This is a genomic window from Nicoliella sp. ESL1120 (genome assembly GCF_058508515.1).
This window is the reverse complement of record NZ_CP196383.1, coordinates 121642-147786: the sequence shown is the minus strand read 5'-3', so window position 1 is coordinate 147786 and position 26145 is coordinate 121642. Positions and strand designations below refer to the sequence as shown.

At 35.9% G+C, this 26145-nt stretch carries 26 protein-coding genes and 2 pseudogenes; 19 read left to right on the top strand and 9 right to left on the bottom strand.

What is annotated here, in order from left to right:
• Positions 1-8: 8 nt before the first annotated feature.
• On the bottom strand, positions 9-971 hold the full coding sequence (locus ACSYTE_RS00660; protein WP_491716807.1) for a nucleoside hydrolase: 963 nt from the start codon (positions 969-971) through the stop codon (positions 9-11).
• Between the two features lie 147 nt (positions 972-1118).
• Between ACSYTE_RS00660 and ACSYTE_RS00655 the strand changes: the two genes are divergently transcribed.
• Positions 1119-2153 carry a PrsW family intramembrane metalloprotease gene (locus tag ACSYTE_RS00655; RefSeq protein WP_491716806.1) on the top strand — a complete coding sequence of 345 codons (1035 nt, stop codon included), beginning with the start codon at positions 1119-1121 and terminating at the stop codon, positions 2151-2153.
• Positions 2154-2242: 89 nt separating this feature from the next.
• Positions 2243-2896, top strand: coding sequence for a helix-turn-helix domain-containing protein (locus ACSYTE_RS00650; protein WP_491716805.1), 654 nt, complete (start codon positions 2243-2245; stop codon positions 2894-2896).
• A gap of 50 nt (positions 2897-2946) precedes the next feature.
• Here the strand turns inward: ACSYTE_RS00650 and ACSYTE_RS00645 are convergent, their stop codons facing one another.
• Positions 2947-3741, bottom strand: coding sequence for an alpha/beta fold hydrolase (locus tag ACSYTE_RS00645; protein WP_491716804.1), 795 nt, complete (start codon positions 3739-3741; stop codon positions 2947-2949).
• Positions 3742-3839: 98 nt separating this feature from the next.
• On the opposite strand from ACSYTE_RS00645, the gene ACSYTE_RS00640 reads away from it, so the two are divergent.
• Positions 3840-4829, top strand: a complete 990-nt coding sequence (locus ACSYTE_RS00640; protein ID WP_491716803.1) for an NAD(P)/FAD-dependent oxidoreductase — start codon at positions 3840-3842, stop codon at positions 4827-4829.
• Here the strand turns inward: ACSYTE_RS00640 and ACSYTE_RS00635 are convergent.
• The gene (locus ACSYTE_RS00635) at positions 4826-5572 is read right to left on the bottom strand and encodes a potassium channel family protein (RefSeq protein WP_491717264.1); all 747 of its coding nucleotides are present in this window, start codon (positions 5570-5572) and stop codon (positions 4826-4828) included. The genes ACSYTE_RS00640 and ACSYTE_RS00635 overlap by 4 nt on opposite strands.
• A 74-nt stretch (positions 5573-5646) precedes the next feature.
• On the bottom strand, positions 5647-7782 hold the full coding sequence (locus ACSYTE_RS00630) for an LTA synthase family protein (RefSeq protein ID WP_491716802.1): 2136 nt from the start codon (positions 7780-7782) through the stop codon (positions 5647-5649).
• A 184-nt stretch (positions 7783-7966) separates the two neighbouring features.
• Between ACSYTE_RS00630 and ACSYTE_RS00625 the strand changes: the two genes are divergently transcribed.
• Both ACSYTE_RS00625 and ACSYTE_RS00620 read left to right on the top strand, forming a co-directional pair.
• Complete coding sequence (locus tag ACSYTE_RS00625; protein WP_491716801.1) at positions 7967-8251, top strand: hypothetical protein; 285 nt, start codon at positions 7967-7969, stop codon at positions 8249-8251.
• A 30-nt stretch (positions 8252-8281) separates the two neighbouring features.
• Positions 8282-8938 (top strand): histidine phosphatase family protein, encoded by a 657-nt coding sequence (locus ACSYTE_RS00620; protein WP_491716800.1) that lies wholly within the window; start codon positions 8282-8284, stop codon positions 8936-8938.
• 50 nt (positions 8939-8988) lie between these two features.
• On the opposite strand, the gene ACSYTE_RS00615 is transcribed toward ACSYTE_RS00620, so the two are convergent.
• Positions 8989-9459, bottom strand: coding sequence for a C40 family peptidase (locus tag ACSYTE_RS00615; protein WP_491716799.1), 471 nt, complete (start codon positions 9457-9459; stop codon positions 8989-8991).
• 230 nt (positions 9460-9689) lie between these two features.
• Between ACSYTE_RS00615 and ACSYTE_RS00610 the strand changes: the two genes are divergently transcribed.
• Positions 9690-10133, top strand: coding sequence for a MerR family transcriptional regulator (locus tag ACSYTE_RS00610; protein WP_491716798.1), 444 nt, complete (start codon positions 9690-9692; stop codon positions 10131-10133).
• A 55-nt stretch (positions 10134-10188) separates the two neighbouring features.
• On the opposite strand, the gene ACSYTE_RS00605 is transcribed toward ACSYTE_RS00610, so the two are convergent.
• Both ACSYTE_RS00605 and ACSYTE_RS00600 read right to left on the bottom strand, forming a co-directional pair.
• The gene (locus tag ACSYTE_RS00605; RefSeq protein ID WP_491716797.1) at positions 10189-12888 is read right to left on the bottom strand and encodes an MMPL family transporter; all 2700 of its coding nucleotides are present in this window, start codon (positions 12886-12888) and stop codon (positions 10189-10191) included.
• A gap of 20 nt (positions 12889-12908) precedes the next feature.
• Positions 12909-13802: a magnesium transporter CorA family protein gene (locus ACSYTE_RS00600; protein WP_491716796.1), complete on the bottom strand. Its 894-nt coding sequence runs from the start codon at positions 13800-13802 to the stop codon at positions 12909-12911.
• Between the two features lie 188 nt (positions 13803-13990).
• On the opposite strand from ACSYTE_RS00600, the gene ACSYTE_RS00595 reads away from it, so the two are divergent.
• From ACSYTE_RS00595 to ACSYTE_RS00540, 12 genes are all read left to right on the top strand, one after another.
• Positions 13991-14707 carry a glycoside hydrolase family 73 protein gene (locus ACSYTE_RS00595; RefSeq protein ID WP_491716795.1) on the top strand — a complete coding sequence of 239 codons (717 nt, stop codon included), beginning with the start codon at positions 13991-13993 and terminating at the stop codon, positions 14705-14707.
• A gap of 92 nt (positions 14708-14799) precedes the next feature.
• Complete coding sequence (locus ACSYTE_RS00590) at positions 14800-15561, top strand: TerC family protein (protein WP_491717263.1); 762 nt, start codon at positions 14800-14802, stop codon at positions 15559-15561.
• Positions 15551-15874, top strand: coding sequence for a thioredoxin (gene trxA, locus ACSYTE_RS00585; RefSeq protein WP_491716794.1), 324 nt, complete (start codon positions 15551-15553; stop codon positions 15872-15874). Before ACSYTE_RS00590 ends, trxA begins: the two co-directional genes overlap by 11 nt.
• Before the next feature lie 324 nt (positions 15875-16198).
• Positions 16199-17587, top strand: a complete 1389-nt coding sequence (nhaC, locus tag ACSYTE_RS00580) for a Na+/H+ antiporter NhaC (protein WP_491716793.1) — start codon at positions 16199-16201, stop codon at positions 17585-17587.
• Between the two features lie 442 nt (positions 17588-18029).
• Entirely contained in the window at positions 18030-18698 is a 669-nt protein-coding gene (apf, locus tag ACSYTE_RS00575; protein ID WP_491716792.1) for an aggregation-promoting factor, read from the top strand.
• A gap of 141 nt (positions 18699-18839) precedes the next feature.
• Entirely contained in the window at positions 18840-19694 is an 855-nt protein-coding gene (locus tag ACSYTE_RS00570; RefSeq protein ID WP_491716791.1) for an SDR family oxidoreductase, read from the top strand.
• 184 nt (positions 19695-19878) lie between these two features.
• A complete protein-coding gene (locus ACSYTE_RS00565; protein WP_491716790.1) occupies positions 19879-20625 on the top strand; it encodes a hypothetical protein in 747 nt (248 codons plus the stop codon).
• Positions 20618-21418, top strand: coding sequence for a hypothetical protein (locus tag ACSYTE_RS00560; RefSeq protein ID WP_491716789.1), 801 nt, complete (start codon positions 20618-20620; stop codon positions 21416-21418). The genes ACSYTE_RS00565 and ACSYTE_RS00560 overlap by 8 nt, the downstream gene beginning before the upstream one ends.
• A gap of 10 nt (positions 21419-21428) precedes the next feature.
• A complete protein-coding gene (locus ACSYTE_RS00555) occupies positions 21429-22067 on the top strand; it encodes an ABC transporter ATP-binding protein (protein ID WP_491716788.1) in 639 nt (212 codons plus the stop codon).
• Positions 22068-22304: 237 nt separating this feature from the next.
• Positions 22305-22541 carry a type II toxin-antitoxin system Phd/YefM family antitoxin gene (locus tag ACSYTE_RS00550; protein ID WP_491716787.1) on the top strand — a complete coding sequence of 79 codons (237 nt, stop codon included), beginning with the start codon at positions 22305-22307 and terminating at the stop codon, positions 22539-22541.
• Positions 22542-22618: 77 nt separating this feature from the next.
• Positions 22619-22840, top strand: coding sequence for a Txe/YoeB family addiction module toxin (locus ACSYTE_RS00545; protein ID WP_491716786.1), 222 nt, complete (start codon positions 22619-22621; stop codon positions 22838-22840).
• 306 nt (positions 22841-23146) lie between these two features.
• Positions 23147-24370 (top strand): MFS transporter, encoded by a 1224-nt coding sequence (locus ACSYTE_RS00540; protein ID WP_491716785.1) that lies wholly within the window; start codon positions 23147-23149, stop codon positions 24368-24370.
• Positions 24371-24495: 125 nt separating this feature from the next.
• Here the strand turns inward: ACSYTE_RS00540 and ACSYTE_RS00535 are convergent.
• Positions 24496-24771 (bottom strand): annotated as a pseudogene (locus ACSYTE_RS00535) (transposase); the annotation flags it as partial.
• 101 nt (positions 24772-24872) lie between these two features.
• Between ACSYTE_RS00535 and ACSYTE_RS00530 the strand changes: the two are divergent.
• Positions 24873-25022: pseudogene (locus ACSYTE_RS00530) on the top strand (ATP-binding cassette domain-containing protein); the annotation flags it as partial.
• A gap of 144 nt (positions 25023-25166) precedes the next feature.
• On the opposite strand, the gene ACSYTE_RS00525 reads toward ACSYTE_RS00530, so the two are convergent.
• On the bottom strand, positions 25167-26126 hold the full coding sequence (locus ACSYTE_RS00525) for a GMP reductase (protein ID WP_491716784.1): 960 nt from the start codon (positions 26124-26126) through the stop codon (positions 25167-25169).
• Between the last annotated feature and the right edge of the window lie 19 nt (positions 26127-26145).

The window sequence follows — 26145 nt, the reverse complement described above, 5'->3', positions numbered from 1 at the left end:
TATTTTAATTACTTGTTATTCTTGAATAGGGTTGTTAAGTAGTTCATGAATGTTTCTAGGTAGCGGTCTGCATCGACTTCGATAGCAGCACTGACTGATGGATTGGGATCATCCAATCTAGTGTTGTCGCCAATGGTGCGGCCGTACTTTTCCTTATCGGTATTCACGATCATGTCAATGTCTAAGGTGCGGACGAACGATGGGTCTTCAGCTACCCCGACAGCAAGTGGATCATGAAGTGAACAACCATCTAAATGCGGGTATAATTCAGCGTAAATATCAATGTAATAATCAACAATATCAGCGAACTTAGCACCAGCATTGGTACCTAAATCACGCCATTGTTGAGTTTCTTTTTTGGTCAGCAGTGTCCGAAGGGTGACATCCAATCCGACCATCGTGTCATGTAGCTTGCTGGTGAAAACGGTGTTAGCTGCTTCTGCATCTTGGTTGATGTTCGCCTCAGCAAATGGCGAAACGTTTCCCTGGACCGTTAATGCCCCACCCATTAGGGTAACATCGCCAATTAAATCGACAATGCTAGGGTCTTTTTCGATCGCTTTGGCAACGTTGGTTAATGCCCCAGTGGGGACAATGACTAAATCCTTGCCATATTTATGAGCTGATTCAATCATAAAGTCCACGGCGCTTTGCTTTTCTGGTTTACGGGTTGGGGTTGGCAATTCAACTTCTCCGATTCCATTTTCACCATGAATATGAGCGCTAACTGGAAGGCGGTCAAAGTGATCGGAATTAACGGGGTGGGCTTCACCAACGAACACGGGAATGTCAGTATGGCCAAGTAGTTCTAAAATTTTCAACGAATTTTCAGCGGCTCCCTCTACGACCAGATTTCCGTATGAGCTAGCCACCCCAATTAGGTCTAATCCAGGAGCAGCAACGGCATAAGCAAGGGCCATCGCATCGTCAATACCAGTATCTAAATCTAAAATTACTTTTTTATTTGTCATAAATCATTCTCCCAATCGATTTGATCATAAAAATTAACTATTAACTGTAATAATACTTTAAATTCATCCTAAACACAAACAAAAAAATAAGAAGGTAGTAAATAAGTGGTAAAAAGCAAACTAATTTCTAATTTTCAGCGCATCATAATGTCAACGACCCTGATGGGGGTGCAACGAAATTATTCACGGATTAAAAACGATCTTAAGGATGAGGCCCACAGGAGTAACCAATTTGTTGAAATTCACCTCTTGCGATTGTTCCAACAGGTGTTTCACCGTCATAGTCGTGATGAAGCCGACCGTATCTTGATTGCTGGGACCAAGTTAACGACGCCATCACTGGTCAAGGTATCAGCCGCGCCCGTTAAACCCTGGCTATTCTCACGCTTTTTTGCGCTTTTGAGCTTTAGCTTCTTGTTGTTAGTGATCTTAGACCTCGTTTTCGGCAGCACCAAGGCAATCCCAGGTATGATGGTGGTCGGATCACTAGTAGTCCCGTTTTCTTTGTTGATCATGTTTTATGAAATGAATGTTTACCGCAACATTTCGTTGATGCAGGTTAATACGACCCTGCTAATCGGTGGGGTGGCCTCTTTGATCCTAACGATGGTGTTTTACGACGTGATTCCATCGGGGAACGGGGTGTCACTAGCCTCGGCATTTTTAGTCGGCTTGATCGAAGAAACTGCCAAAACAATCATTATCATTACCTTCATTAATCGCTTCAAACTTAATTATATTTTGAATGGCATCTTGATTGGTGCAGCGATTGGGGCGGGATTTGCGATTTTTGAAACCGCTGGTTATTCGAATGAATTTGGGTTGGCAACGATTTTTCTACGCAGTTGGCAGGCCATTGGCACCCATACCATTTGGGCAGCAATTATTGGCGCGGCCGTCATTTTGGGTAAACAACGGCACCATCAATTTACCTTCCACGATGCATTTACTAATCTGCACTTCATTGGCTTTTATTTATTAGCGGTCTTTTTACATGCAATGTGGGATTGGAACATCCCCATTTGGTGGGTCGATGAATTCTACGTTCAAAAAATCGTATTAATTGTGATCGGCTGGTTGGTCATCTTCATTTTGATCGATGCTGGCTTGCGCGAGGTTCGTACCCTGCAGGGGCAACGCATTCGACAACGCTTGAAACGGTCATTTAATAGGGCTAAGTAGCTTAGCAATCGTTAATGTAACGCTAGCTTAGCTTGGCTAACTGAAGAAAAGCAGTAATAATTATAACAAGCGAAAGGGGAGGTGTAATGATGCCGTTTGGCGAAAATATTAAGCAACTTAGAAAGCAGCATTCATTAACGCAGGAACAATTGGGTCAAAAACTCAATGTTTCGCGTAAAACGATTTCGAGTTGGGAAAACCAACGCTCATATCCTGACATTCCAATGCTGCTAAAAATTAGTAGTGATTATGATATCGACTTAAACGCACTATTACGGAAAAGTAGCGATATCGTAAATAATTATCAAAAACAGGGTGATATGATGAAAAGGACTAACGTTATAAGTAAGATCAGTTATGGGTTAAATATTTGCCTACTATTTTTGTTTTATTTTAATTCCGTTAATTATTGGCATATTCAATTGCCATTTGTAACTTTGTTGTTACTGATTAACGTGATTGTATTTAATGTGACCCAAAGTGATTTTCATCCATTAGCTAGTAATAAGCAATTAGTGATGATTACAGCGGGCTTGTTCTTGATTTTCCAATTGGGGTTAAGCATCGCTGTAAACCCAAGCCTTTTTTCACTGATTCGCACTAGTTCAATGAGGGCTTATCAACTTGGTGAAATATTTGGATCATTATTGGCAGTGATATCAATGAGCTTTTTGGCGTTATTTAGCTTTTTGATCATTGTATTTGGCTACAGGAAGCCGAAACCATATCAATATAGTAATTAAAAAGAGATGCTAGTCGTAAATTTAACGATTAGCATCTTTTTTGGTTGAAATTATTTTTTGAATCCGAATAAGAATCCAGCAATGTGTTTATCGATCACTGGGTTTTCATGCAGCATTGAGTGTTCAGCACTTAATGGATCACTGCGGTAAAGCCAGAATTGGTATGACTTAACGTGGGGTTTAACTAAATCACCCATTGGTTTCACAATGTCGACTGCTTCTTCAGCATCACTCTTTAAGTTCCAAATTTCTCCAGCGATGTTTAAGACTTCCAAGTTTTTAGGAAGGTTCTTAGGGCCACCCTTGGCATATGGATCGTTAGTTGGGTAATCATTAGCAATCGATACGAACTTAGAAACTACTGGAACGTCCTTTAGGTGGGGATGGTTAACCATGTAGTAATAAGCAATACTTCCACCGGATGAGTGCCCGATTAGGTTAACGTGGGTGATATTGTACTTGTTCTTTAGATACTTCATCACGTTGACCATTTGGTTGCTTTCCTTGTACGGATGGGTATTGTCCTTAAAGACTAATTGGACTAGCGGGTTATCCGCCTCCACTTTTTTATATTGCTTGGCAGTAGAAACCTTACCATCTTTAGAGATATTAATTTTAAGGGTCCGACTGGCAATGTTGTGTTCACTGTATTGTTGAATGAAGTCGTCAGTAGAAACTGCATTACCAGCGAAACCAGGAATGAAGACCGTCGCGGTACGACTTTTATTAACGGCAACATCGTTTAAAACGTTCCCACGGAATTGCCAATTAATAGTAAAACAGAAAATAATTGCTTCAATAAAAAGGATAATTGCAATCCCAATGTGTTTTTTACCAATACGCATGATAAACTTCCTTTACTTATCTTAGGTTTATGACCTATGTTAATATAATATTAACATGATATTATAAAACATTTTAAAAGAAAAGTGGTAATAATAAAATGCAAGATAATCTTTACGATATTACAATCATTGGCGGTGGGCCAATCGGGATGTTTGCCGGTTTTTATGCGGGGTTGAGAAACTTAAGGGTTCAATTAATTGAAAGCTTACCAGAACTGGGTGGACAGCTAAATGCAATTTACCCGGAAAAGACAATTTTAGATGTTGCTGGTTTTACTGGTGTTACTGGTAAACAACTAGTTGAACGGCTCAAAGCGCAGTTAGAAACAATGGATGTGGATGTTAAAACTGGTCAGGCGGTTACGGACTTAAAGAAGCAATCGGATGGATTTGAAATCACAACCACGAGTGCAACTAGTTATTCAAAGACGGTGCTAATTGCGACGGGTGGGGGCTCATTTGAACCTCGTAAGTTAGCGGTTGCCGATGTTGATCGCTTTGAAGGAAGCAATATTATTTATAGTATTCAAAACCGAGCTGATTTTAAGGGTAAGACGGTGATTGTTGCAGGTGGGGGGAATTCTGCTGTTGATAATGCATTATTGCTTGAAGGCGTTGCTAAACAGGTTTATTTAGTTCACAGACGGAACGACTTTCGGGGCCTAGAACACATGGTCGAGACGCTAAATGCATCTTCAGTTAAGTTGATTACCCCATATTTAATTAAAAAAATATCCGCTCAAGATGATCAAGTGTTAGTAACTGCCAAGAAAATGCGGACAGCTGATGAAACAATTGACATTTTAGCGGATAAAATTTTAGTGAATTATGGATTTATTTCTAGTAATAAGGTTACTAAGGGTTGGGCAATCGATTTAGATGAATCACATCACATGTTCAATGTGGACACAGAGATGGCGACCAGCGTTGATGGCATCTATGCCGTCGGTGATAGCGCAACCTATGAGGGGAAGGATACGTTAATTGCGACCGGGTTTGGTGAAGTTCCACTTGCGATTAACCATATTGCAAAGTCACTATATCCTGACCGTCATGAACCCATTCATAGCACATCGATTAGACGTTAATGATGATTACGTTTCTTAGGTTTCTTTTGATTCCGAGAAACGTTTTTTTGATTTTGGTCCAGTTCTTTACGCATATAGCGGACTTCTTTATTCAGTAGCTCTACTTGTTTCATCAAGCGGTCCAATTTATCTGAAGTTCCTTCATTTTGAGCGTTATTTTTAGTGAAGAAATCGGTGATAGAAGAGGTTAACAAACCAATAAAGCCGACTCCACCAATCATTAAGAAGGCAGCGTCAATTCTGCCGCCAGCAGTTTGGGGAGCGATATCACCATATCCAACGGTAGTGGCAGTTGTGATCGCCCACCACATGGCGGTTTTTAATGGATAATGTTCAAAATGAGAGAAGATAAGTGCCGCAATAATTAAGATAATGATACTGACTGAGAAGATATATATAAAACCAGTATCGTATATAAATTGATGGATCTTTTTGGTTAATTTACCATCCCAACCCAAGTGCCAAAAAATATGGTACCCCCGAATGATTCTAATGACCCGATAAATGCGAAAAAATACGAAAATCGGGTGGCCAGGGATGAGTGAAACTAGGTCCAAACAAGTTGATATGAAAAACCGTTGTTTATTTTGACTAATAACCAGGTTAATAATGTAATCGAGAATAAAGATAATCCAAATTCCATAATAAATCCCCATTATCCAGCCACGGTACAAGTAAATAATTCGTGAATAATCTAAAATTACCATCACGATTGAAGTAATGGCCAAAATGACGATTGCAATATTATAAAATAATTGCCACTTTTGCTTTTTGATTTTAGTAATGATAATTCACTTCCTTAATGATTAACGGGATACTACTTATTTGCATCTGGGTTGGTAACCTTTAGGCGGTTAGAATCAGTTGATTTATGGCTTACTTCTGGTGCATCGGTCTTGTATAAATCAACAGTTGATTTACCACCGTGTTTAGAAAGAACGCTGGTTGATTTTTTGCCCAGTTCTTTTTCAATCTTTTCAGCTTTTTGGAGTCCATTAGCATAGTTATAATCACTAGCATCAACTGCAGTAAAGCCCTTTGGTTTATAGAACCTTAATAGATTTTGTTCGTTTAGGGTATCAGAAAGCGATAGTTCAAGGCCAACTTTATCCTTGATCTTTTGTACCGCTTTGATCTGTGCTTTGTTCAACTTAGCTGGTTCACCTGTTTTATTGTCATAAATGGTACCACTAATGGAAGTGTATTGTGGATCGACCCAATCACGATTTCTAAATGCAACGACTTGATCATGTTTACTTGAGAATAAATCAGTTCCAAATTGAACGAATGGCTTAGAATTAACACCTAAAATGTGAAGGAGGGTCGGTAAGACGTCAATTTCACCACCGTACTTGTGGCTGATGAATCCCTTTTTAGTTCCAGGGATGTTCAACATGAATGGGACCCGCTGCATTTGGGTATTATCGAAGTCATTCCATTTTTCAGGATCATCACTTACCACCTTAGCGAGATTTGCATTTTCAGAATCAGAAATTCCATAGTGGTCACCATAAATCATGATGACCGAATTCTTAAGTAGTCCCGCTTTTTTAAGGTAGGCGTAGAATTCCTTAACGGCTTCATCTAGATAGTGGGCGGTCTTGAAGTAGTTATCAACGATCGTATCGCCCGTATCGGTAGTTTTAAAATCATCGTCATTATCTTCGGAATCCAAGGTAAATGGGAAGTGGTTAGTAACTGTAATATACTTCACATAGAATGGCTCTTGTAGGTTTTGTAGATATTTGACCGAGTCTTTGAACAATAATTTATCCTTTAGTCCGTAACCGGTTGATTTATCACCTGAAACATCATAGTAACTAGCGTCAAAGAAATATTGATACCCCATATTCTTGTAGGTATTATTACGGTTCCAGAAACTAGCAACGTTACCATGGAAAACGGCACTGGTGTAGTTACCATTTTGCTTTAGGATCGCAGGAGCAGCTTGGAACGTATTGTCACTGCCGACTTGGGCAAATAAAGATCCTTGGGGGAGACCATAGGTACTAGTTTCTAGCATGTTTTCAGCATCAGATGTTTTTCCTTGACCCACTTGGTGGAAGAAATTGTCAAATGCATAGGTTGATTTACTGTGATAGATCTTGTTTAAAAATGGAGTCACTTCTTGACCATTAATTTTTTTATCAATTAAAAATTGTTGAAAACTTTCTAAGTGAATCACGATTACGTTGCGGCCCTTTGCAATCCCCTTCATTTTAGGGTTTGCTGGGGCGTAGTGTTTACGAGTAAAGTTTAATACGGTCTTTAATTCTGACTTAGTCGCCATTGCCCTTAAATCTTTGGTATGTTGTGATTTAGCAGCATCATATCCGGTAAATGCATCGATTCCTAAGTATTTAACAATGTAGGTCCGATCAAAGGTTCTGGTAACCAATTGGGGTCGATCCATTTCACCAAGGCTAAGGTTGAAAGCAAATAATAATACACCAATTGAAGTCATCATAAAGCCAACCTTGGGTCGTAGTGGACGGTTATCAATTTTAATGACCCTAAAAATTAGTAGTAATAATACTAATACGATATCGATCCAATAAATGAAATCATGGAAATTAGTGAGTGCAAGGGAGCTGCCACTGAGCCCTTGATTAACCTTTGAATAACCAGTGATCGTATTAATGGTCATAAAATCGGTAAATTCACGGAAATAAATTACGTTCAGGTACAGAAGTAACGTATTTAAAATATCGAGAATAAATAATAATGGATAAAAAATCCGTGATCGTTTAAAATATAGCGCGATTCCAAATATTAAAACGGTAGTAGCAAGTGGGTTAATGATAGCGATAAACATTTCAAAGCCACCTGTAATTCCAAGTTGGAAGTCAACAAAATATGCAACGATTGTTTTGATCCAAAATAAAATAACCAGTAGCCAAAATAAGCCCATTCTAGTATTTAATTTTTTAATGGTTTGTTTAAGAAGTGACAAGATCAAGTCTCCTTTTTTGCATATAACTTATTTAATATTATCAAAATATCTGTTAAATAGCATGATTTGATTACGAAATATTAAAAAAATTAATCTAATCAGTGCGTAAAACACAATATATTGTTATAATAATAGAAGAATGTCCTATATATAGAAATGAGTTAATAGATGAAGGAGGGTTATTGTGGATTTAGCTAAATCAATTACAAATGCTAAGCTTAAGGTTATCAAAAACGATGGCGCTGTAGTTGAATTTCATCCAGATCAATTACGAAATACGTTGAACGAGTTCACTGATAGCCCTGAGGTAATTAAACGTTCTGAAATGTTAATCTTTGCGCAATTATTATCTTATTCCGAGATTAAACAATTTGACTTAAAATGCATTGTTTATAGAACCCTTCGCCAGTTGAGATACTCTAAAATTGCAAATCAATATTATCGAAAGAAACTCGCTCGTGAATTATAATTAAGATTATAATTACGGGGAGATGAAAAAATGGCCTTTAATGTATATATTGTTCGTCATGGACAGACTTATTATAATATTTACAATAAATTACAGGGATGGAGTAATTCACCATTGACCCAAAAGGGAATCGATGGCGCCAAAAAAACTGCTGAAAATCTATCGCAGGTCAATTTTAAAGCTGCTTATTGTAGTGATACTACCAGAGCACAACAAACGGCTGATATCATATTGCGTGCCAACCAGGTATCTAATGCTAAGTTGACGGTTTCGCCATTCTTTCGGGAAGAATTTTATGGTTATTTTGAGGGCACTGATATGAATCAAGCGTGGTACCTAGCTGGTGCTCCGCATGGTAAGCCTACTTTTAAATCCATTGTGGAAAGTTCATCAATTGGGCAAGCTAAGGATTATTTGAAAGAAGCAGATCCGTTCCATGATGCTGAAAATAACGAAGAATATTGGCAGCGATTGAATCAGGGCTTGGATCTAATTAAAAACAATGCGCAGTTGCAAAATGATGATAACGTTCTTTTGATAAGCCATGGTAATACCGTTTTAAGCATTGTAGAACGTTTCGGGCATGGTAAATACGATGTGACCGAACGACCTGCAAACGGCAGTATTACTAAATTGAGAATTAGTGATGACGATGCTGAAATTACAGCTTACAATCTAAAACCATAAAAAAAGACGTAACGATTATAATCGTTACGTCTTTTTTGATTAATTAATAATTAATCACCAACACGGCTAGCACCAACAAGGTTCCACCATGAAGCGTGAATGCTTTCCTTGATCACACCACGATTTTGTGCATCGATCATCTTACCGTTACCGATATACATACCAACGTGAGTGATACTTCTAGCACTTGAACCAAAGAATACTAAATCACCTTTTTTAAGGTTATCAACTGATACTTTTTTGTTTGAGTTATATTGAGCTTGGGCAGTTCTTTGTAAGTTAATGCCCAATGCCTTTTTGTAAACGTACTTAGTAAAGCCAGAACAATCAAATGATGATGGTCCAGTAGCACCCCAAACGTATCTAGCACCCATGTGAGTATCTGCTTCACTCAATAGTGAGCTTGCATCATCAGCAGTAGCTGCATGAGCTTGTTTTACTGAAGTGAGTGATGCACCTGCAGTAAAGAGTGTGAATGCGGTTGCGATGCTTACAAAGACTTTTTTCAAATGATTATTCATGACTAAGTTAATTCCTTTCGATTTCTGGTTTTATTATTTATTTATTTATTTATAATGTTTAAATCAACAGTTATAAGATTACCAATTTTATGTTACAGAAATATAACACGGTCTTTGCAAGTCAGTTAAATCATATAACAAGGCTGTAATTTAACTGTGTTTATCATAAATACTAGTTTAATTTCATCATAATATGATAAAGTATTGTTATATATATTCGAATGGAGATAATGCGTATGAATTGCAACCATAAGTTTATTAGCCCCATTGACATCCATAAATTAATTTTTCGAATTGGTGAAGTAAGTAAGATTTGTAATGTGTCGCCACGTCAATTACGTTACTGGGATCAAAAGGGTTTTATTCAATCAAATCGCCATGATGAAAGCAGCTCGCGGGTATACGATTTTCCAAACCTCCTTAGGATTGGTTTGATTAAGGAATTTTTAGATCAAGGATATACCCTTAGGGCTGCTGTAGAACGGACAGATCAGCGCCAAGAAACAATGCGCAAATTACACCGCTTTTTAAACCAAGCTGTTCATGGGATTGAAAATATCGATGGACATACAATGCTTAATTTAGGCTATTTTGATAAACAAAAAAAGAACTATCTTTATGGCTATTTAGATGATAATAACGATCCAGTATATCAAGTCGTGCCGGTGGATTAGGATTAACATAAAAAGACCCCGTAGTAATTTACTACGGGGTCTTTTGGTTTCTAAATTAGTCTTTATTTTTGGTAGTGGGGATTTGTTCAGCTAACTTACTTAATGCGATTGCTAGGATTGGGAAGATAATGTTAAAAATAATCGTTCCATAAACGATGAAGATTCCAGCCTGCCTAATTGCTTGAATATCAACGCTAATCAATGCTAGTCCGACTAAGATTGTAAATCCAGCGAAGTAGCGAATGATTTGTCCTAATGCATCCATCACATCGGCAAGTGATTCGAAGAATGGCAATTCTCGATTGCGATAATGAATTGCAATCCATGCGATTTCTAATAGCGCCACAGTCCCTAAGATGGTGCTACTAATAATTAAGGTTTCCCAACTGGTACGCTCAATGCCCATTGCATAACTAGTCGTTAGGTTAGTTAGTTGTAAACCAGTTATTAAACTAAGTGCAAATGCACCTACCCAATAAATCGGGTGTAAGATGGAACGACTAATGATGAATAACACAATTAATGCGAAGAGGGTAATTAAAGTGATACTCATAATGCCGTATTTTGCAAAGTTTGATTTCAGTTCGGTTTGTTGAGCTGGTTGTCCAGCAATTGCAACTTCTGAGTTTTGCAACGGAGTTCCTTGTAACATTACATCGATATTCGTTTGGATATTATCGATCGTTTGAGCAGTTTGCTTAGCGTTAGTCGGATCTGATTGTAGAATCACTGTTATTTTAGTGGTCTTGTTATTGGCACTATTGTAGTTGTAAAGTGATTGTTGGAAATCAGTATCGGCTAGTTGATTAGGGGTAATGTAATAGACTGCCCCGACACTACTCTTAGCCAGTCCATCCAAATAATCATAAATTGAATCAAGCTTTTGGTTAACGGCCTTGGTAGCAGTACTAATTTCGTTAAAGATATCTTTAGCTTCTTGCAGTTTGGATGCGTATCGATTGAGCTTAGTGGAAATACTGTCCGTGGAGTTAGCAATTTGTTGGCCCTTTGCTTGAATGGAACTCAAGCTTGAGGCGGCACTTGAAATCGTGTTATTTAAATCATTAACTTCATTTTGATAGTCACGGATGTTGCGAGATGCAGTTCTTCGATTAGCGATACTGGAACGCGATGCCGTTCCCGAAAGTTGACTCGATAACTGACTGTTTTCTGCAATTAACTCACTCGCAGCCGATTTTAATTGGCTAACCGTACTAATTTCAGATGTTAATCCATCCGGATCGATATCCTTTTGGCCCTCATTTGCCTGCTTGATGGTTTGATTTAAGCTAACCTGAGCTTGGTCAATCTTTCTGGTAATACTATTGAGTTGGCTTTGTACATAATATTTATTGATTGGTACCCCACTAGGTTGGGTAACGGAATAAACAGCATTGACGTTATCAACTGACTTTAATTTAGTCGTTAGTGAATCGATTTTTTCAAGATTATCCTGTTGATTCAACGCTTGATTATTATGGATATAGATAGTGATCGGAGTGGCCTTTCCTTGGCTAAAGTGAGCTTGGAGGATGCGTGCCCCGACTGCAGCTTGTTGACTACTTTTAGCATTATCTAAATCACTATAGGTAACGTTATTCCGATAAGAATATGCAAATGGTCCTACAATGTAAGCAACAAGAATGATTCCTACGAATGGTTGCCATAACGATAGGCGCATTAATTGATGCCAGAAACGGTGATTTTCAACATTGATTGGGTTATGGCGTGGCCAAATCAATTCAGGCCCCATCAAACTAGTGAAGATTGGGTTGATCGTAAAGACAGCGACCAGTAGAATCAAGAATACGATTGATAGGGATGCTAGAGCCTTTAATGGGTAGAATGGAACGAAGTAAAGACCAGCAAACCCAATTGCTAAGACTAAACTTACTGTGATAATCGAAGGAGCGACCCGTCCCAATCCACTTGAAGTGGCGTTGAATGAATCCCGATGGCTGCTGTTTTCCTCACTGACTGCCTTAATGATCATAAAATTAAAAATACTGCCTAAAATGATGGTGATCAAAGTAATTAGCAATGGGGTTAATTCTGAAAACAAGAAGTTTTTATGAATGGTTAAATTACCAATCAAGCTAAGTGCAGTTAGCTCTGTGATTAACAGGGTCACTGCTGAAATGACTGGTGCGATGATTGAACGGAAGAAAATCATCATTAATACGATTGCAATTACAAACGCAATCAACATGAATGTTTTAGATGCACTAGCTAATTTTTGAGCGTTGGCATTTTCAATTAAGGCAGGATTAGTAACGTATGTATTTAATCCTGAAACATTCATTTGTTCTTGTAACTTACTAACCAAATCATTGGATGTTAAATAAGCTTTATCAACAGTTACCTTCACGATCTGAGTGGTTTGATCGTTAGAAAATAATTGTAATTTACCATTAGGACTATTATTAATGGAGCTAATTTGTTTAATGCCAAGGCTGCGATTATTTTGCAATTTGTGAGTGACCGTATCGATTCGATCCTGTTGGTTACTATTGATCTTACCGTTAGGATTATTGTAAACAACATCTAAGGTTGTTGAGTTTGCTAATCCATGGCCCCATGAATTTTGTAATCGTTCAGCCTTCATAACCCGTGATGATTGGTTAAATTTTGGTTGACCATAGTTAGTAATTAAATCTGTAACGTTTGGTAATTTAGCTAGGGCGAAAAAAACAGCTACTAGCCACAAAACAATTACAATTAGCCAATTTTTATTAATTCTTTTTAGTAATTGCACTTAAAAGACTCCTTTTTGTTTTATGAAAAATGTTTGTGGTACATAATCCAAATGAGAACACAGATAATGACGGAAATTAAAATTGAAATGATCCACCCAATTGGTGATTCTGCAAATGGAAGCTTAACGTTCATTCCATAAAACGCAAACACGATATTGGGAACCGATAAAATTAATGAAAAGATTGTTAAGAACTTCATCGTAGCATTTAGGTTACTATCGAGTAGGTTAGAATATGCATCTGCAACTTCACGGGTAACACTGCTTGAGACCTGGGCCATTGAAAGTCCCTGGTTCGCTTCAATGACAATATCTTCTAATCGATCACTTTGAAATTCTGTCAATTGACCCTTTAGGGTTCTTTGGACCGTTGAAAGCATTTCCTGATTTGAAGTGAGCGCCGTAAGAAAATAAACCGTTTTGGTCTGCAGTCCTAACAACTGATTGATTGAATCCCGATTAGCTTGGTGCGTTAAATGGGTTTGAATGTTAGTACGATCTCGATTGGCAGCATTAATATAATCAAAAAATTTAATCGTAATTTGAAACATGGTTTCTAAAATAAGATCAAAAATGAAGTTCGGATCCTTAATATTAGGGTTATTAATAATTGAAGTAATTAGTGGGACCACGTACGCAGTTCTTTTTCTGGTGAAAGTAAACAACATATGGTCGCTAATTAATAAACCAACGGGTTCAATGCTAATGTCACCCTTAAATCGAGGTTGGATTGGCGAATCGTAGATAAATAAACGGTAGTTATTTTCCTCATCGAACTCAACACGGGGTCGCTCATGAATATCCATCGCATAATCTAAGATATCATGTCTAATTTGATAGGTATCACGGAGCTTAGCACGATCTTTTTCATCCGGATTTTCCACTCTTATCCAGTTGAACTTATTATTGACCATCTGGGTTGTTATCAAAATCATCTTTCCTTTATCTTATAATTACCTATTATTATAGTTTATCAAAGTATGGTTTTGGTGTGATTTTTATAAAAAAGTTGAAAAAAAGTAAAATTTTGTTTCCGTTTAGCTAATTTATTACTATAATAAAGGTTGCTGTTTAAAAGCACGATTGATAGAGGGGAAAATAAGTGAATAATAGAAATGATAAAAAGTTTACACCAAGAACTAATCCGTTAAAGCAAAAAAAGGGTCAACTCAGTGATGCTAAGCATAGTAAGAAGCGAGGCAGGGGGATGATTGCGATTTTGATCATTATCGTAATTTTAGCTGTCCTTGTATTCGGATTTGCAGTTAGAAAGATTAGTAATAAGTTAGAAAATAAACAACAACTACAATCACAGTCAAGCAACGTATTGACCTCAGAGCAGATTCAACAGATTAAGCAGCGTAGAACGTTTGCAAAGACAATTGCGGAACCAGCAATAAAGGTTTATCAAAATAACTTTCATGTGCTACCTAGTATTGTAATTGCTCAGGCCATTTTGGAATCCGACTGGGGTAATTCCAAACTGTACCAGGTTGCTAAAAATCCATTTGGAATCAAGGGAACATACAATGGGCAATCGATTTCATATGACACGACTGAGTACGTGAATGGTAAAAAAATTACGGTTGCTGCTCAATTTAGAAAATATCCAACCTTAGAGGCTGCGATTAAGGATCATGATAAATCAATTAAGACTCATTTCATAAAAGAAGAAAACGTTACTAGTTATGTTAAGGCTGCTAATTTATTACAAAAGAATACTTATGCTACTGATCCACAGTATGCTAAAAAGTTAATTAGTGTCATTAAACAATATGATTTGAGTCGTTATGATCTGCAAGCTTTGAATAATAATTAAACTATTAGACTAGCTATTTAGGGATTACTTGTAATATAATTTATTTAGTATTTTGTATATTTTGTTATTAATTAAAAATGAAGGGAAGATCAATGCTGGATATATTGTCTAAAATGTATGGGCCATTCTTTGACCCCCATAACTGGACTTCAGTTATTACATCGGGGAGCGATTGGCTCGTTATACTTTCGTTGGTTTTGATAGAGTGTTTATTATCTGTTGATAATGCGGTGGTATTAGCTGCACAGACGCAGTCGTTACCAACTAAGAAACTCCAAGAAGAGTCACTATTTTATGGAATTTGGGGTTCTTACATCTTTCGGTTCTTAGTGATTGGATTGGGAACGTTCTTGATTCATCTTTGGGAAATCAAGGTAATTGGAAGTTTGTACTTGGTTTATCTGGTTTACAAACATTTCTCAAGCCATGGCAAAAAGAAACAACGGACGCAAAAGACACATTCGACTGATCCAAAGAATCATCGAAAGTTATTTTGGATGGTAGTAATTCAAATTGAAATGATGGACATCGTCTTTTCAGTTGATTCAGTACTAGCTTCATTAGCAGTTTCACCGAACCCAGTGATTGTATTGATTGGTGGGATGATTGGAATCTTATCGATGCGTGGGGTAGCTGAAGTAATTATGATATTAATGAAGAAGATTCCAGAACTAAAGTCAATGGCCTATGTCTTGATTGGAATCATTGCAATTAAGCTATTTATTTCAATTCCTGCAATCGATATTGAAATTCCACCACTACTTTTTAGTGGAATTGTATTATTAACGGTAATCATTACGATGATTATTCATGTTGTTAGAAAGAAACGGGGGCCTGTTAATAATGATCAATAAACTAACCCGTGATAATTTTTCAGAAGGCGTCGCTGCACCATTAACGATCATTGATTTTTGGGCACCATGGTGTGGGCCCTGTAAGATCATGGATCGAATTATCAAAAACTTAGCAGCCGAATATGGTGACCGCGTTCAATTCGCCAAGTTTAACGTCGATGATAACCAAGATATCGCTGAAAAATATAAGGTCTTTAGCATTCCGACCCTAGTTGTCTTTAAGGATGGTAAGGGTGTTGAAAAGGTCTCTGGTATTTTTCCTGAACCCATGTTAGCCAAATTCATTGAAAAAAAGATTGCAGAGATCAGCTAAAAATTAAATTGACATCCAGATTAAGAAATGCTAATATTTTTAATAAATCAATTAAGAATAATTTAAATTCCATTTAAGTAGAGCATTGTCTGGGGGTCAGGAAGTCGGTGGTTGCTGCGAACCGATCAGGATAATGAATTCGAAATACCGGAATTAAGCGTCGTTATTAATCGGAATTAGATCCGTTACCATCTAATGAGTGAATAGCTACTTTGTTGTGGCTATTAAATCGGGTGGTACCACGGTATAAAAGTCGTCCCAATTACATTAATTTGTAATTGGGACTTTTTGTTTGTTTAAATATAGAAGGGATTTGTTATTGTTATGGAAAAGAAACGACCAACCATTGGATTGAAAGAGGGCATCTTAGTATTATTTGTACTATTATCAATTATGGCTTTCGGAATCATCGGATTAAAGATTAGTCCTGAAGTGCCGATTTTAATGGGGATTATGCTATTAATTTTTTGGGCTAAATTACGAGGCTTTTCATGGGATGATATTCATGAAAGCTTCGTGATTGGAATTAAAAATGGGATTGTACCATTATTTATCTTTCTATTAATTGGCTCATTGATTGGGGTTTGGATTGCTACTGGAATCATCCCAAGTTTAATGGTTTTTGGTTTCAAATTAATTAGCATTCGGTGGTTCTTACCATCAGTATTCGTGGTGTGTGCACTGGTGGGTTCGATCATTGGAAGTGCATTTACCATTATTTCTACTTTAGGGATTGCGTTCATGGGAATTGGCCTAACGATGGGGATCAATCCAGCGATGGTTGCTGGAGCGGTCCTCTCTGGTGCCGTATTTGGTGATAAATCGTCACCACTATCTGCAACGAATAACCTTTCCGCCGCAGTCTCTGATGCGGACTTGATTACCCACATTAAAAACATTATGTGGTCAACCTTACCAGCTAGTATTGTGGCATTCTTTATTTATGCTTTTATGAGTCATGGAAATGGAGATGCTAACTTGGGCCGTATCCAAGATACCGTGTTAACACTTCATCAAAACTTTACCATTTCATTTTGGGCAGCAATCCCGGTCCTACTGCTTTTTATTTGTTCATGGTCCAAGATTCCAACCATCCCCACTTTATTTATTAACATTATTGTTTCTTCTATTATTGGGATGGTTCAAACTCCTGGGTTGAACCTAGTCAAACTGAATAACGTAATTCAAAGCGGCTACATTGCGCATACACGCAATCCACAGGTTGATGTATTATTGACCCGCGGTGGCATTTCAGGAATGATGGGAACAATGTCATTGATTTTTGTGGCCCTAGCCCTTGGTGGGATTTTAATGCATCTTGGGATTGTAGATGCCGTAATCAAACCATTAACTGACAAACTTGAAACAGAAGGTAATTTAATCACGACTGTGATCGCTACTTGTATCGGGGTCAATATCTTTATTGGTGAACAATACCTATCGATTATTTTACCTGCGAACGCTTTTAAAAAGACGTTTGCTGAAAATAACTTAGCACCAGTGGCATTAAGTCGGGCTCTTGAAGATGGGGGAACGGTTATTAACTATTTAATTCCATGGGGGGTCGCTGGAGCATTTGCTACTAATGCATTAGGGGTTCCTACGATTCACTACCTACCATTTGTATTTGTTAGTTTATTATCACCCGTTTTTTCCATTATTTCAGCTTATACTGGGATTGGAATCAAGCATTTAAAACCCGTTCAAAAATAAATTCAAATGATTTATTAACTAAATATTCCTTTTGAGCGATAGCATGTTGTTAATACTTAGCATGCTATCGTTTTTCATTCTCTCGATAATGATATTTTACATACTATTTACGTAAAATATACAGTTTTTGATTAAGTGTTTTTATTAAAAACTGATTAAATAAGGATTTTAATAAATTTAAAAAGTAGAAATATTACAAAATATGCAAAAATGCATAAATAAAATGTATATTTTAGGCTGATTTATAGTCAGCAATGACAATGAAAAAACAACTAATTGTTACAAAACTGTTACAATATTACAAAAACACCCCGTTTATTTAATATTCACGATATTTTGGTGTAACACCTGGTAGGTAGAATACTCACAGTTAATCAAATCAGATTAGCTGTTTTCATGTAAACGATCCAGAAAACGATATCAAGGAAACGATATCCAGATTATGTTTTATATAGAAGGAGAGATTTTTATCTTACGGAATAAGAATTTAAAGAAGGTTTTAGCTTCAACTACTGTTGCTGCTGGATTATTTGTCGCTGGTGTCGGTGCTGTTAATGCCGATGCTTCTACTAAGGTTACTGTTCAATCAGGAGATACTCTTTGGGGTATTGCTCGTCAATATAACGTTGACTTAACAGCCCTAGAACAAGCTAACGATTTAAATGACAACTCAATCATTTACGTTGGTCAAAGATTGAACTTACCAGATAACGGAAACACAACTGCTACTGCAACACAAAGTGCAACTACTCCACAAACTAGTGGTGCTACTCAAAGTAGTTACGCTAACACCCAAGCAAATACTGTTACTACTAGTTCAAGCTACAGTGCTAATACTGCAGCTGCTACTACTAGCAACAACACTGCTGCTACTACCACTACTTCAAGTGACGATGCATCCGCTAAGGCATGGATCGCTAACCGTGAATCTGGTGGTTCATACACTGCTACTAACGGTCAATACGTTGGTAAGTATCAATTATCTTCATCATACCTTAACGGTGACTACTCAGCTGCTAACCAAGAAAAGGTTGCTGATTCATACGTAGCTTCTCGTTACGGTTCATGGGCTGCTGCTAAGGCATTCTGGCAAAGCCACGGTTGGTACTAAGATTTAGGACTAATCTAAAATTTAAATTCATTATGAGCGTCGGATCTGATCCGACGCTTTTTTTTGGCTAAAATGCTTGCAGGCTTACAAAAAGTAAGTTAGTATAAAGACATCAATTATATTAATAAGGAGCCACTAACTATGAAATATGGAATTACCGCAGCAACTGGTCATTTTGGCCAAGCCGCATTCAAATCATTAGCAGAATTAGTTGACGCATCAGACATCGTTGCGTTGGTCAGAAACGTTGATAAGGCTAAGGATATTTTTCCAGCGGGGACCGAAATTCGGCCAGCCGATTACACTAAGCCAGAGCAATTGAATGAATCATTTAAGGGAATCGACAAGTTGCTATTCGTTTCTTCCCAACCAGGCCCTGGAATGCCTCGGGACGAACAACATCATAACGTGGTCAACGCTGCTAAGCAAGCTGGGGTTCAATTCATTGCCTACACTAGTTTCCCAGATGCGGACCATGCTGAATCATTTTTGGCTGCAGACCACAAGAAGACTGAACAATGGATCAAGGAATCGGGCATTAAGCATGCTTTCTTGCGTAATAACTGGTACCTACAAAATGATTTAGGGACCATCCAAATGGCCCTTAAAACGGGTAATTTCCCATATTCTGCTGAAGACGGCAAGGTTGGTTGGACCCGCGAAGAAAATTACGCTGCTGGGGCTGCCAAGGTATTAACATTAGATGATCCAAAGGCGGTTTATGAATTCGGTGGTAAGCCAATTTCATACCCACAATTAGTTGACTTCTTGACCGATGGGACTGGCCAAGAAATTTCACCAGTGCCATTGACCGATGATGTTTACAAGCAAGAATTGCTGAAGAGCGGTTTGGATGAACAAACTGCTGGCTTTGTAATCGGGGTTCAAGACCTCATTAAGGCTGGTGAACTAGACGTACCATCAAATGACTTGAATGATGTTTTAGATGGTAAGTTGGAAGCACTACCTGAAGGAATTGCAAAGTTATTGAAATAGATTTTAAATTTAAATCTGAAAAAGCCCGATCCGAAGTGGATTTGGGCTTTTTTGGTATAATTAGACTCTTGTATTATTTTTAATAAATATGATATAGTTCTGATTAGTAATTTATAATTATTTAAAGTAGCTTCAAAAGCCTAGGGGCCAAAAATAAATACACTCAACAGTAGGGAGCTGGAGAATGAAATACTTTGTTTTAGAAACTTTCAAGAAAGCAAATTTTATTAATATAATATTTGCAGCACTAATTTTAGTTGCCAGTATTGCTCTGAACGTATTAACTTCTAACACTACTAATAACAACGTTCTATTATTTATCCATGGAGTAACTGGGGTAGGAATCCCCAGTTTTGCAATTATTTTCGTTGTTGTTTTACCTGCATCGTTATCATTATACGAAGATATGAATCATGGCTTTTTACAATTTATTTTAACCAGGATGAATTTTAAAAAGTATTATATCTACAAACTATTATCAGTTGGAATTATCAATGGATTATTGGTAAGCATCATTTTAATGCTTTTTTTATTAGTATCTTTATTTTATAGTCCGCTTCCTGATCATATTTTGAATAATTTTACTGTGGGTGCTTTCAAAGAATTATATCCTAATAATAAGGTCTTATACTCACTTATATTCATTTTTAACAGTTTTGTATTTAGCTTTGTTTTTTCAATTTTGGGATTGGTAACGACCCTTTTTTGGAAGAATAGTTATGCTCCATCAATCATAACCTTTGTTATTTATTTAATCTCAGAACCATTTTTTGGAATCATAAATTTAAACTGGTTAGGGTTTACAAATCTCTTTAATTATTCAGATAACTCTTTAACAACACCGGCTTCAATTTATTCTACGTTTGCATTAATCTTACTTGTTGAAACACTAGTTGGGTATTTTAAATTCAAGGAAATATTGTATGAATAGAAAAAACATAATCATCTATAATATTATAAAACATAAAATTATATACTTAACTGTCTTGATAGTATTATCGCTTTTTATAATAGCTAATTTATTGGGCTACTTGAGTTATCATAATCACTTTTTTGCAATGAACTGGGTACTTTATTCTTTTAGTCAAAAGTTTACTAGTGTTTTTATAATTCCAATTATCTTTATCGTTTTAAATAATTTTTTAATATCAATCCTTGATTCAAATCGGTTTATTTTAATCAGACTTGGGAGTAGGGAACGGATTGTTAATGTAAAAGCAAAAACATTGATTTTAAATGCATTCTTCTTTGTGTTTAGTGTTTTAATTGTTACTTTAATAATTTCGATCTTAATTGGTAATTTCCAACTTACTTGGAATTATCAAATGATTAAATCATTTACTAGATCGTTTGATGGAATTGAACCTTACACCGTTAATCCATTGATTCAAATTTTTATTTCGATGATTTTATTACTAATGTCACTAATTTTCTGGGGAAGTATTAATCAGGTTTTAGTTAGTACTTTTAAAAATCGAGTTATTCCCACATTAATAACTATTTTTTTTATTATGTTACAAGGGAAGATGACTTCGATTCCTGGATTCCCCAAATGGTTAATTAATGTATCACCAGGGAATCATTTGTTGATTTATTCACTTGATTTCCAAATGAGCCAATCTCTTTATTTGGAATTTATAGTTGATCTAGTTTATTGGGTTATTTTAATCGGAATTGTTTTTTATGTTTTTAAATTAATATATCGTCACAAACAGTTTAGCTAGGGGAAAATAAATGAAAAGAATTGAAATTAATAATTTAAGCTTTAGCTTTAAGCATCAATTAATATTTAATCAGGTTTCTTTATCTGTTGAGCAGGGAGAAATTATGGGGATTACTGGCCCCAATGGGGTGGGCAAGAGCGTCTTTTTTAAACTAATTGCAGGATTGTTATTCCCACAGTCGGGAGAAATCATTGTTAATGGGATCAAATTAGATAATAACTCTTTTCCTCATTCCCTGGGTGTAATGATTGAAGATCCTGGATTTATTGATCGGTTGTCTGGATATGATAACTTACAAATGTTAGCTTCAATCAATAATGTTATTGGCGATTCTGAAATTGAGGCAGTTTTAAAATTAGTGGGGCTATGGGATAGCCGAAATAAAAAAACTAAATTTTATTCACTGGGGATGAAGAAAAAACTAGGCATTGCTCAAGCAATTATGGAAAATCCACATGTTATTATTTTAGACGAACCAATGAACGCACTGGACAGCGAGAGTGTATTCAAGATTAAATCAATTATTAAAGATCTTGCTCACAATCAGGGGGCAACCATCTTAATTGCTAGTCATAATCAATCGGATATTAATGATCTATGTGATGTTGTTTATAAAGTGGAAAATCATGATGTTCAACGAATCAATTAAATATTAATTCAAAAAAGACCCTTCAATGACATTCATCATTGAAGGGCCTTTTTCAAACAACGACTGGCTATATTAGCATTAAATCATCATCCTTAGCTAATGATTTAACTCTTTGAAATTGCTTTAACAGTGAAATAACTTGAACTTAACTTTATTATTATGCTTTCATTGATGATTGGAATATTATAATTGGGTATTTAGTAATTTTTGAATTTTATTTGTACAAAATATGGTAAAATGCAAACGAATAGGGGGATTAGTAATGGAAACCACAACTATTCTAACTTTAGGAAACAATTAAAGATGTATATGGATAAGGCAACCGATAGTTTTGAACCAATCACAATTACACGTAAAGATAATAAAAACTCTGTATTAATTTCTGAAGCTGAATATAATAACATGTTAGAAAATCAATTCGTTCTTGGGAATCCTGCTAATTTAAAGTGGCTTAAAAGGGGAAGTCACAGATAGAGAAGGGCCAATTCATTAAGAGAGATTTACCTGATGATGATTAAATGTTTTACAGATAGTGGTTGGGAAGATTATTTATGGATACAAAAAATAGTAACCCCGATTTAAAACGTTTAAATAAACTGATTAGTAATATCGCCAGGACTCCATTTGGTGGGATTGAGAAGCCAGAACCACTTCATGGTGAAATGACTGGGTACTGGTCCCGCCGCGTTAACAATCAAGATCGAATTATTTACACGGTTACAGAACGTGAAATTATTATTATTGCTTGTAGAAACCATTATGGCAATCACTAGGATTCATTACTAAATTTCGATTTGAAGGAAATAATAAATAATTCCAACCAAAAAAGCTCACTAACGCCATTGAAGTGCCCTATAATTGTTAGATTTTGTCTAACAATTATAGGGCACTTCAACTTAGGGGTTAATTAAACATTTCTTTTTTTAATAACATGGATTTTATTTAAACAAGATTATTTAAAATTGATTTATTATGATAATAAAACGTTAAAAATTAAAATTAAATTAAAAAAATATTTTATTTTGATTTGAAATACATTTATTATTAATGATAATTTAAATGGATTGGGGGTCTCCAATATGACATTAAAAAAAAGCAACATTAAAAAAAAGCAAAGAAATAACTTATTTAAATTACTATTAGGTCAAGCATTTTTATTAACTAGCTTTAGCATTTTTAATATAGTTTTGTTTTATTTATTAGAACAAAACTATAACGCTAATTCTATAACTTTAGGATCATTTGGTATTATTGCTGCATTACCACCATCTCTAATTGCAATTGGCGCACCAATGTTAGATAACCTTACACACATTAAAATTAAATTGATTTTTTTGCAAGTTATTTCTAGTGTTAGCATTGTAATCGCTGGAATGTTTTTATTATTTCATTACTATATTTATTTCATTGGATTTTTTTATTTTATCATTATCATTGCAACAACGGTTTCCACGTCAATAGAAATTAGTTTTATTCCTATGATATTTGATCAAGATGAAAATGAAATTGAGCATTCAGTTGATTTACAATATTTTTTAGGATCTGGGTTAACTGTCCTTATAAGTGTAATTACTTCGTTAACTTTATTAAAAATTGGTAGCTTCAATTTGTTGATATTTAGCTTTATTTCAGCTCCATTAGGAATTGTATGCTACTTAAGCATTAATCACAAAGAAAATTATGTTATATCAAATAGTAATGAAAAAATAAATTTTTCATACTTCAACAAAATAATTAAAAAAATTCACCAATTTATAAGTACAATGCCAGCTTTCATTATTATTTTATTTGAAGCAATTTTAGGTGGACTTAGTGGTTTATTAATGAATTTAATGCCATTAACAATGAAAGAAGTTGGAGCACCCGTAGCTTTATTTGCTATAGTTACATCAGTTCAAAAATTAGGAGACTTTATAGGTGGTTTCCTTGCACCATTTATAAAAATTAAAGCATCTAGTTTTTTTATCTTAGATTACTTATTATCAGGCTTTTGTATTTATTTAATATCTTTCAGTATTCCTAACATAATTCGGTTATTATTATTATTATTAGCGGGGATTGTTATGGGAATGTCAGGAAATGTTTTTGAAAAATTAATGTATAGATCATATAACGTTGGTGATGTATCATCAATGCATGCTCTTACTACTAGTACGTTTGCTCTTTTTTCTGTAGTTGGACTGTTTGCAGCATGGATTAAGATAAACACTTTGGAACTTTGGAAAATTGTTGGAATTATTACAGTTGTATTTTCTCTATTATTATTATTAATTATGAAAAAATTCATTAAAAGTAATTTGTAAAATATGTTGCTCTTATACTAAATAGTGTAGGAGTTTTTAATTTTTATAGTTATTCAAAAAGATATTCAAAAATAGTATTGAGAGTGTCAAATATCTTGTGTAAATGAAAATGTCCTTCCCGAATTCTAAAACATGGATTCCAGTGTATCTTGAACCAAACTAAATCCATTATGAATCCTTAAACTAAACTTGGCATTGTAATCTACGATTACTATTACTAAGGATCTTTCTAAGGATTCTTCATTTGGAAATTGCTCACGCTTTTTAATATGGCGTTTTAATTTCTTATTGAAGCTTTCGATTAGATTTGTGCTGTAAATACTAGCTCTAATTGAAGGTGGAAATTCAAGCCATGTTAATAAGCGCTGATTATTCCTTAAACTATTCATCAATTTAGCATATTATCCCAGATTAATGCTGATTCAGTTGGAGCAATATCATAACCAATCACTTCTTTATTGTCATTGGGTTTAATTCCAATAGCTAAAGGAAAGTATATGAATTATCCGGTGGTGAACAGCAAAGGGTTGCCATCGCTAGAATGATTATGAAAAACCCAAAGGTATTATTGATTGATGAACCAACAGCTGCCTTAGATACTGATAACTCAAGGGATATTTGGAACATGTTTTATACCGAATTAGAGATTTGAATAATATAATGATTATCTCTAGCCATGATCCATTGGTTTTTCAATTATCAGACGTTGTCATCGATATTAAAACATTATAAATTATCGTTTTATCCACAAAAAAGCTCACCAACGCCATTCGGCATTGGTGAGCTTTTTCATATCTTAATCATCTGAGTCTAAAACCACGTAGTTCACAGTCTTGATCGCAGAAATATCCTTGCCACCAGCGTATGAAATTGATGATTGTAAATCTTCTTGCATTTCGCGAAGGGTGTCCTTAATGTCGCCTCGGTAAGGGATCAACATTTGACGGCCTTCAACGTTCTTGTATTCACCCTTTTGGGTGTCAGAAGCAGAACCCCAGTATTGCTTGTATTGCTTACCATCAATGGTAATAACACTACCAGGTGATTGTTCGTGACCCGCAAAGAGGGAACCAATCATGGTCATGGTAGCACCAAAGCGAATTGACTTGGCAATGTCACCGTTGGTTCTTAAACCACCATCAGCAATGATTGGCTTTCTAGCGGCCTTGGAACACCACTTGAGGGCGGATAATTGCCAACCACCAGTTCCGAAACCAGTCTTTAGCTTAGTGATACAAGCTTTCCCAGGTCCGATTCCGATCTTAGTTGCGTCAGCGCCGGCGTTTTCGATTTCACGAACGGCATCGGGAGTTCCTAAGTTCCCGGCAATCAAGAAGGTTGATGGAATCTTTTCCTTGATGTACTTGATCATCTTAATTACATAATCAGAGTGACCATGCGCAACGTCGATGGTGATGTATTCAGGCTTTAGGCCTTCGTTCACTAATTCATCGATAAAGTCGTATTCGCTGTCCTTAATTCCAACACTGATTGATGCGAAAAGTCCCTTGGCTTGCATATCCTTGATGAATTGAGCCCGCTTTTCAGGTTGGAATCTGTGCATTACGTAGAAGTAGTCGTTAGATGCTAACCATTCTGCTAATTCTTCGTTGATTACAGTTTGCATGTTGGCAGGAACGACTGGTAATTTAAAAGTCTTAGGACCGAATTTAACGGTCGTATCGGCATCGTGCCGACTTTTAATAATACATTTACTAGGGATTAATTGGATGTCTTCATAGTCAAATACTCTCATTTGAACGCCTCCATAATTC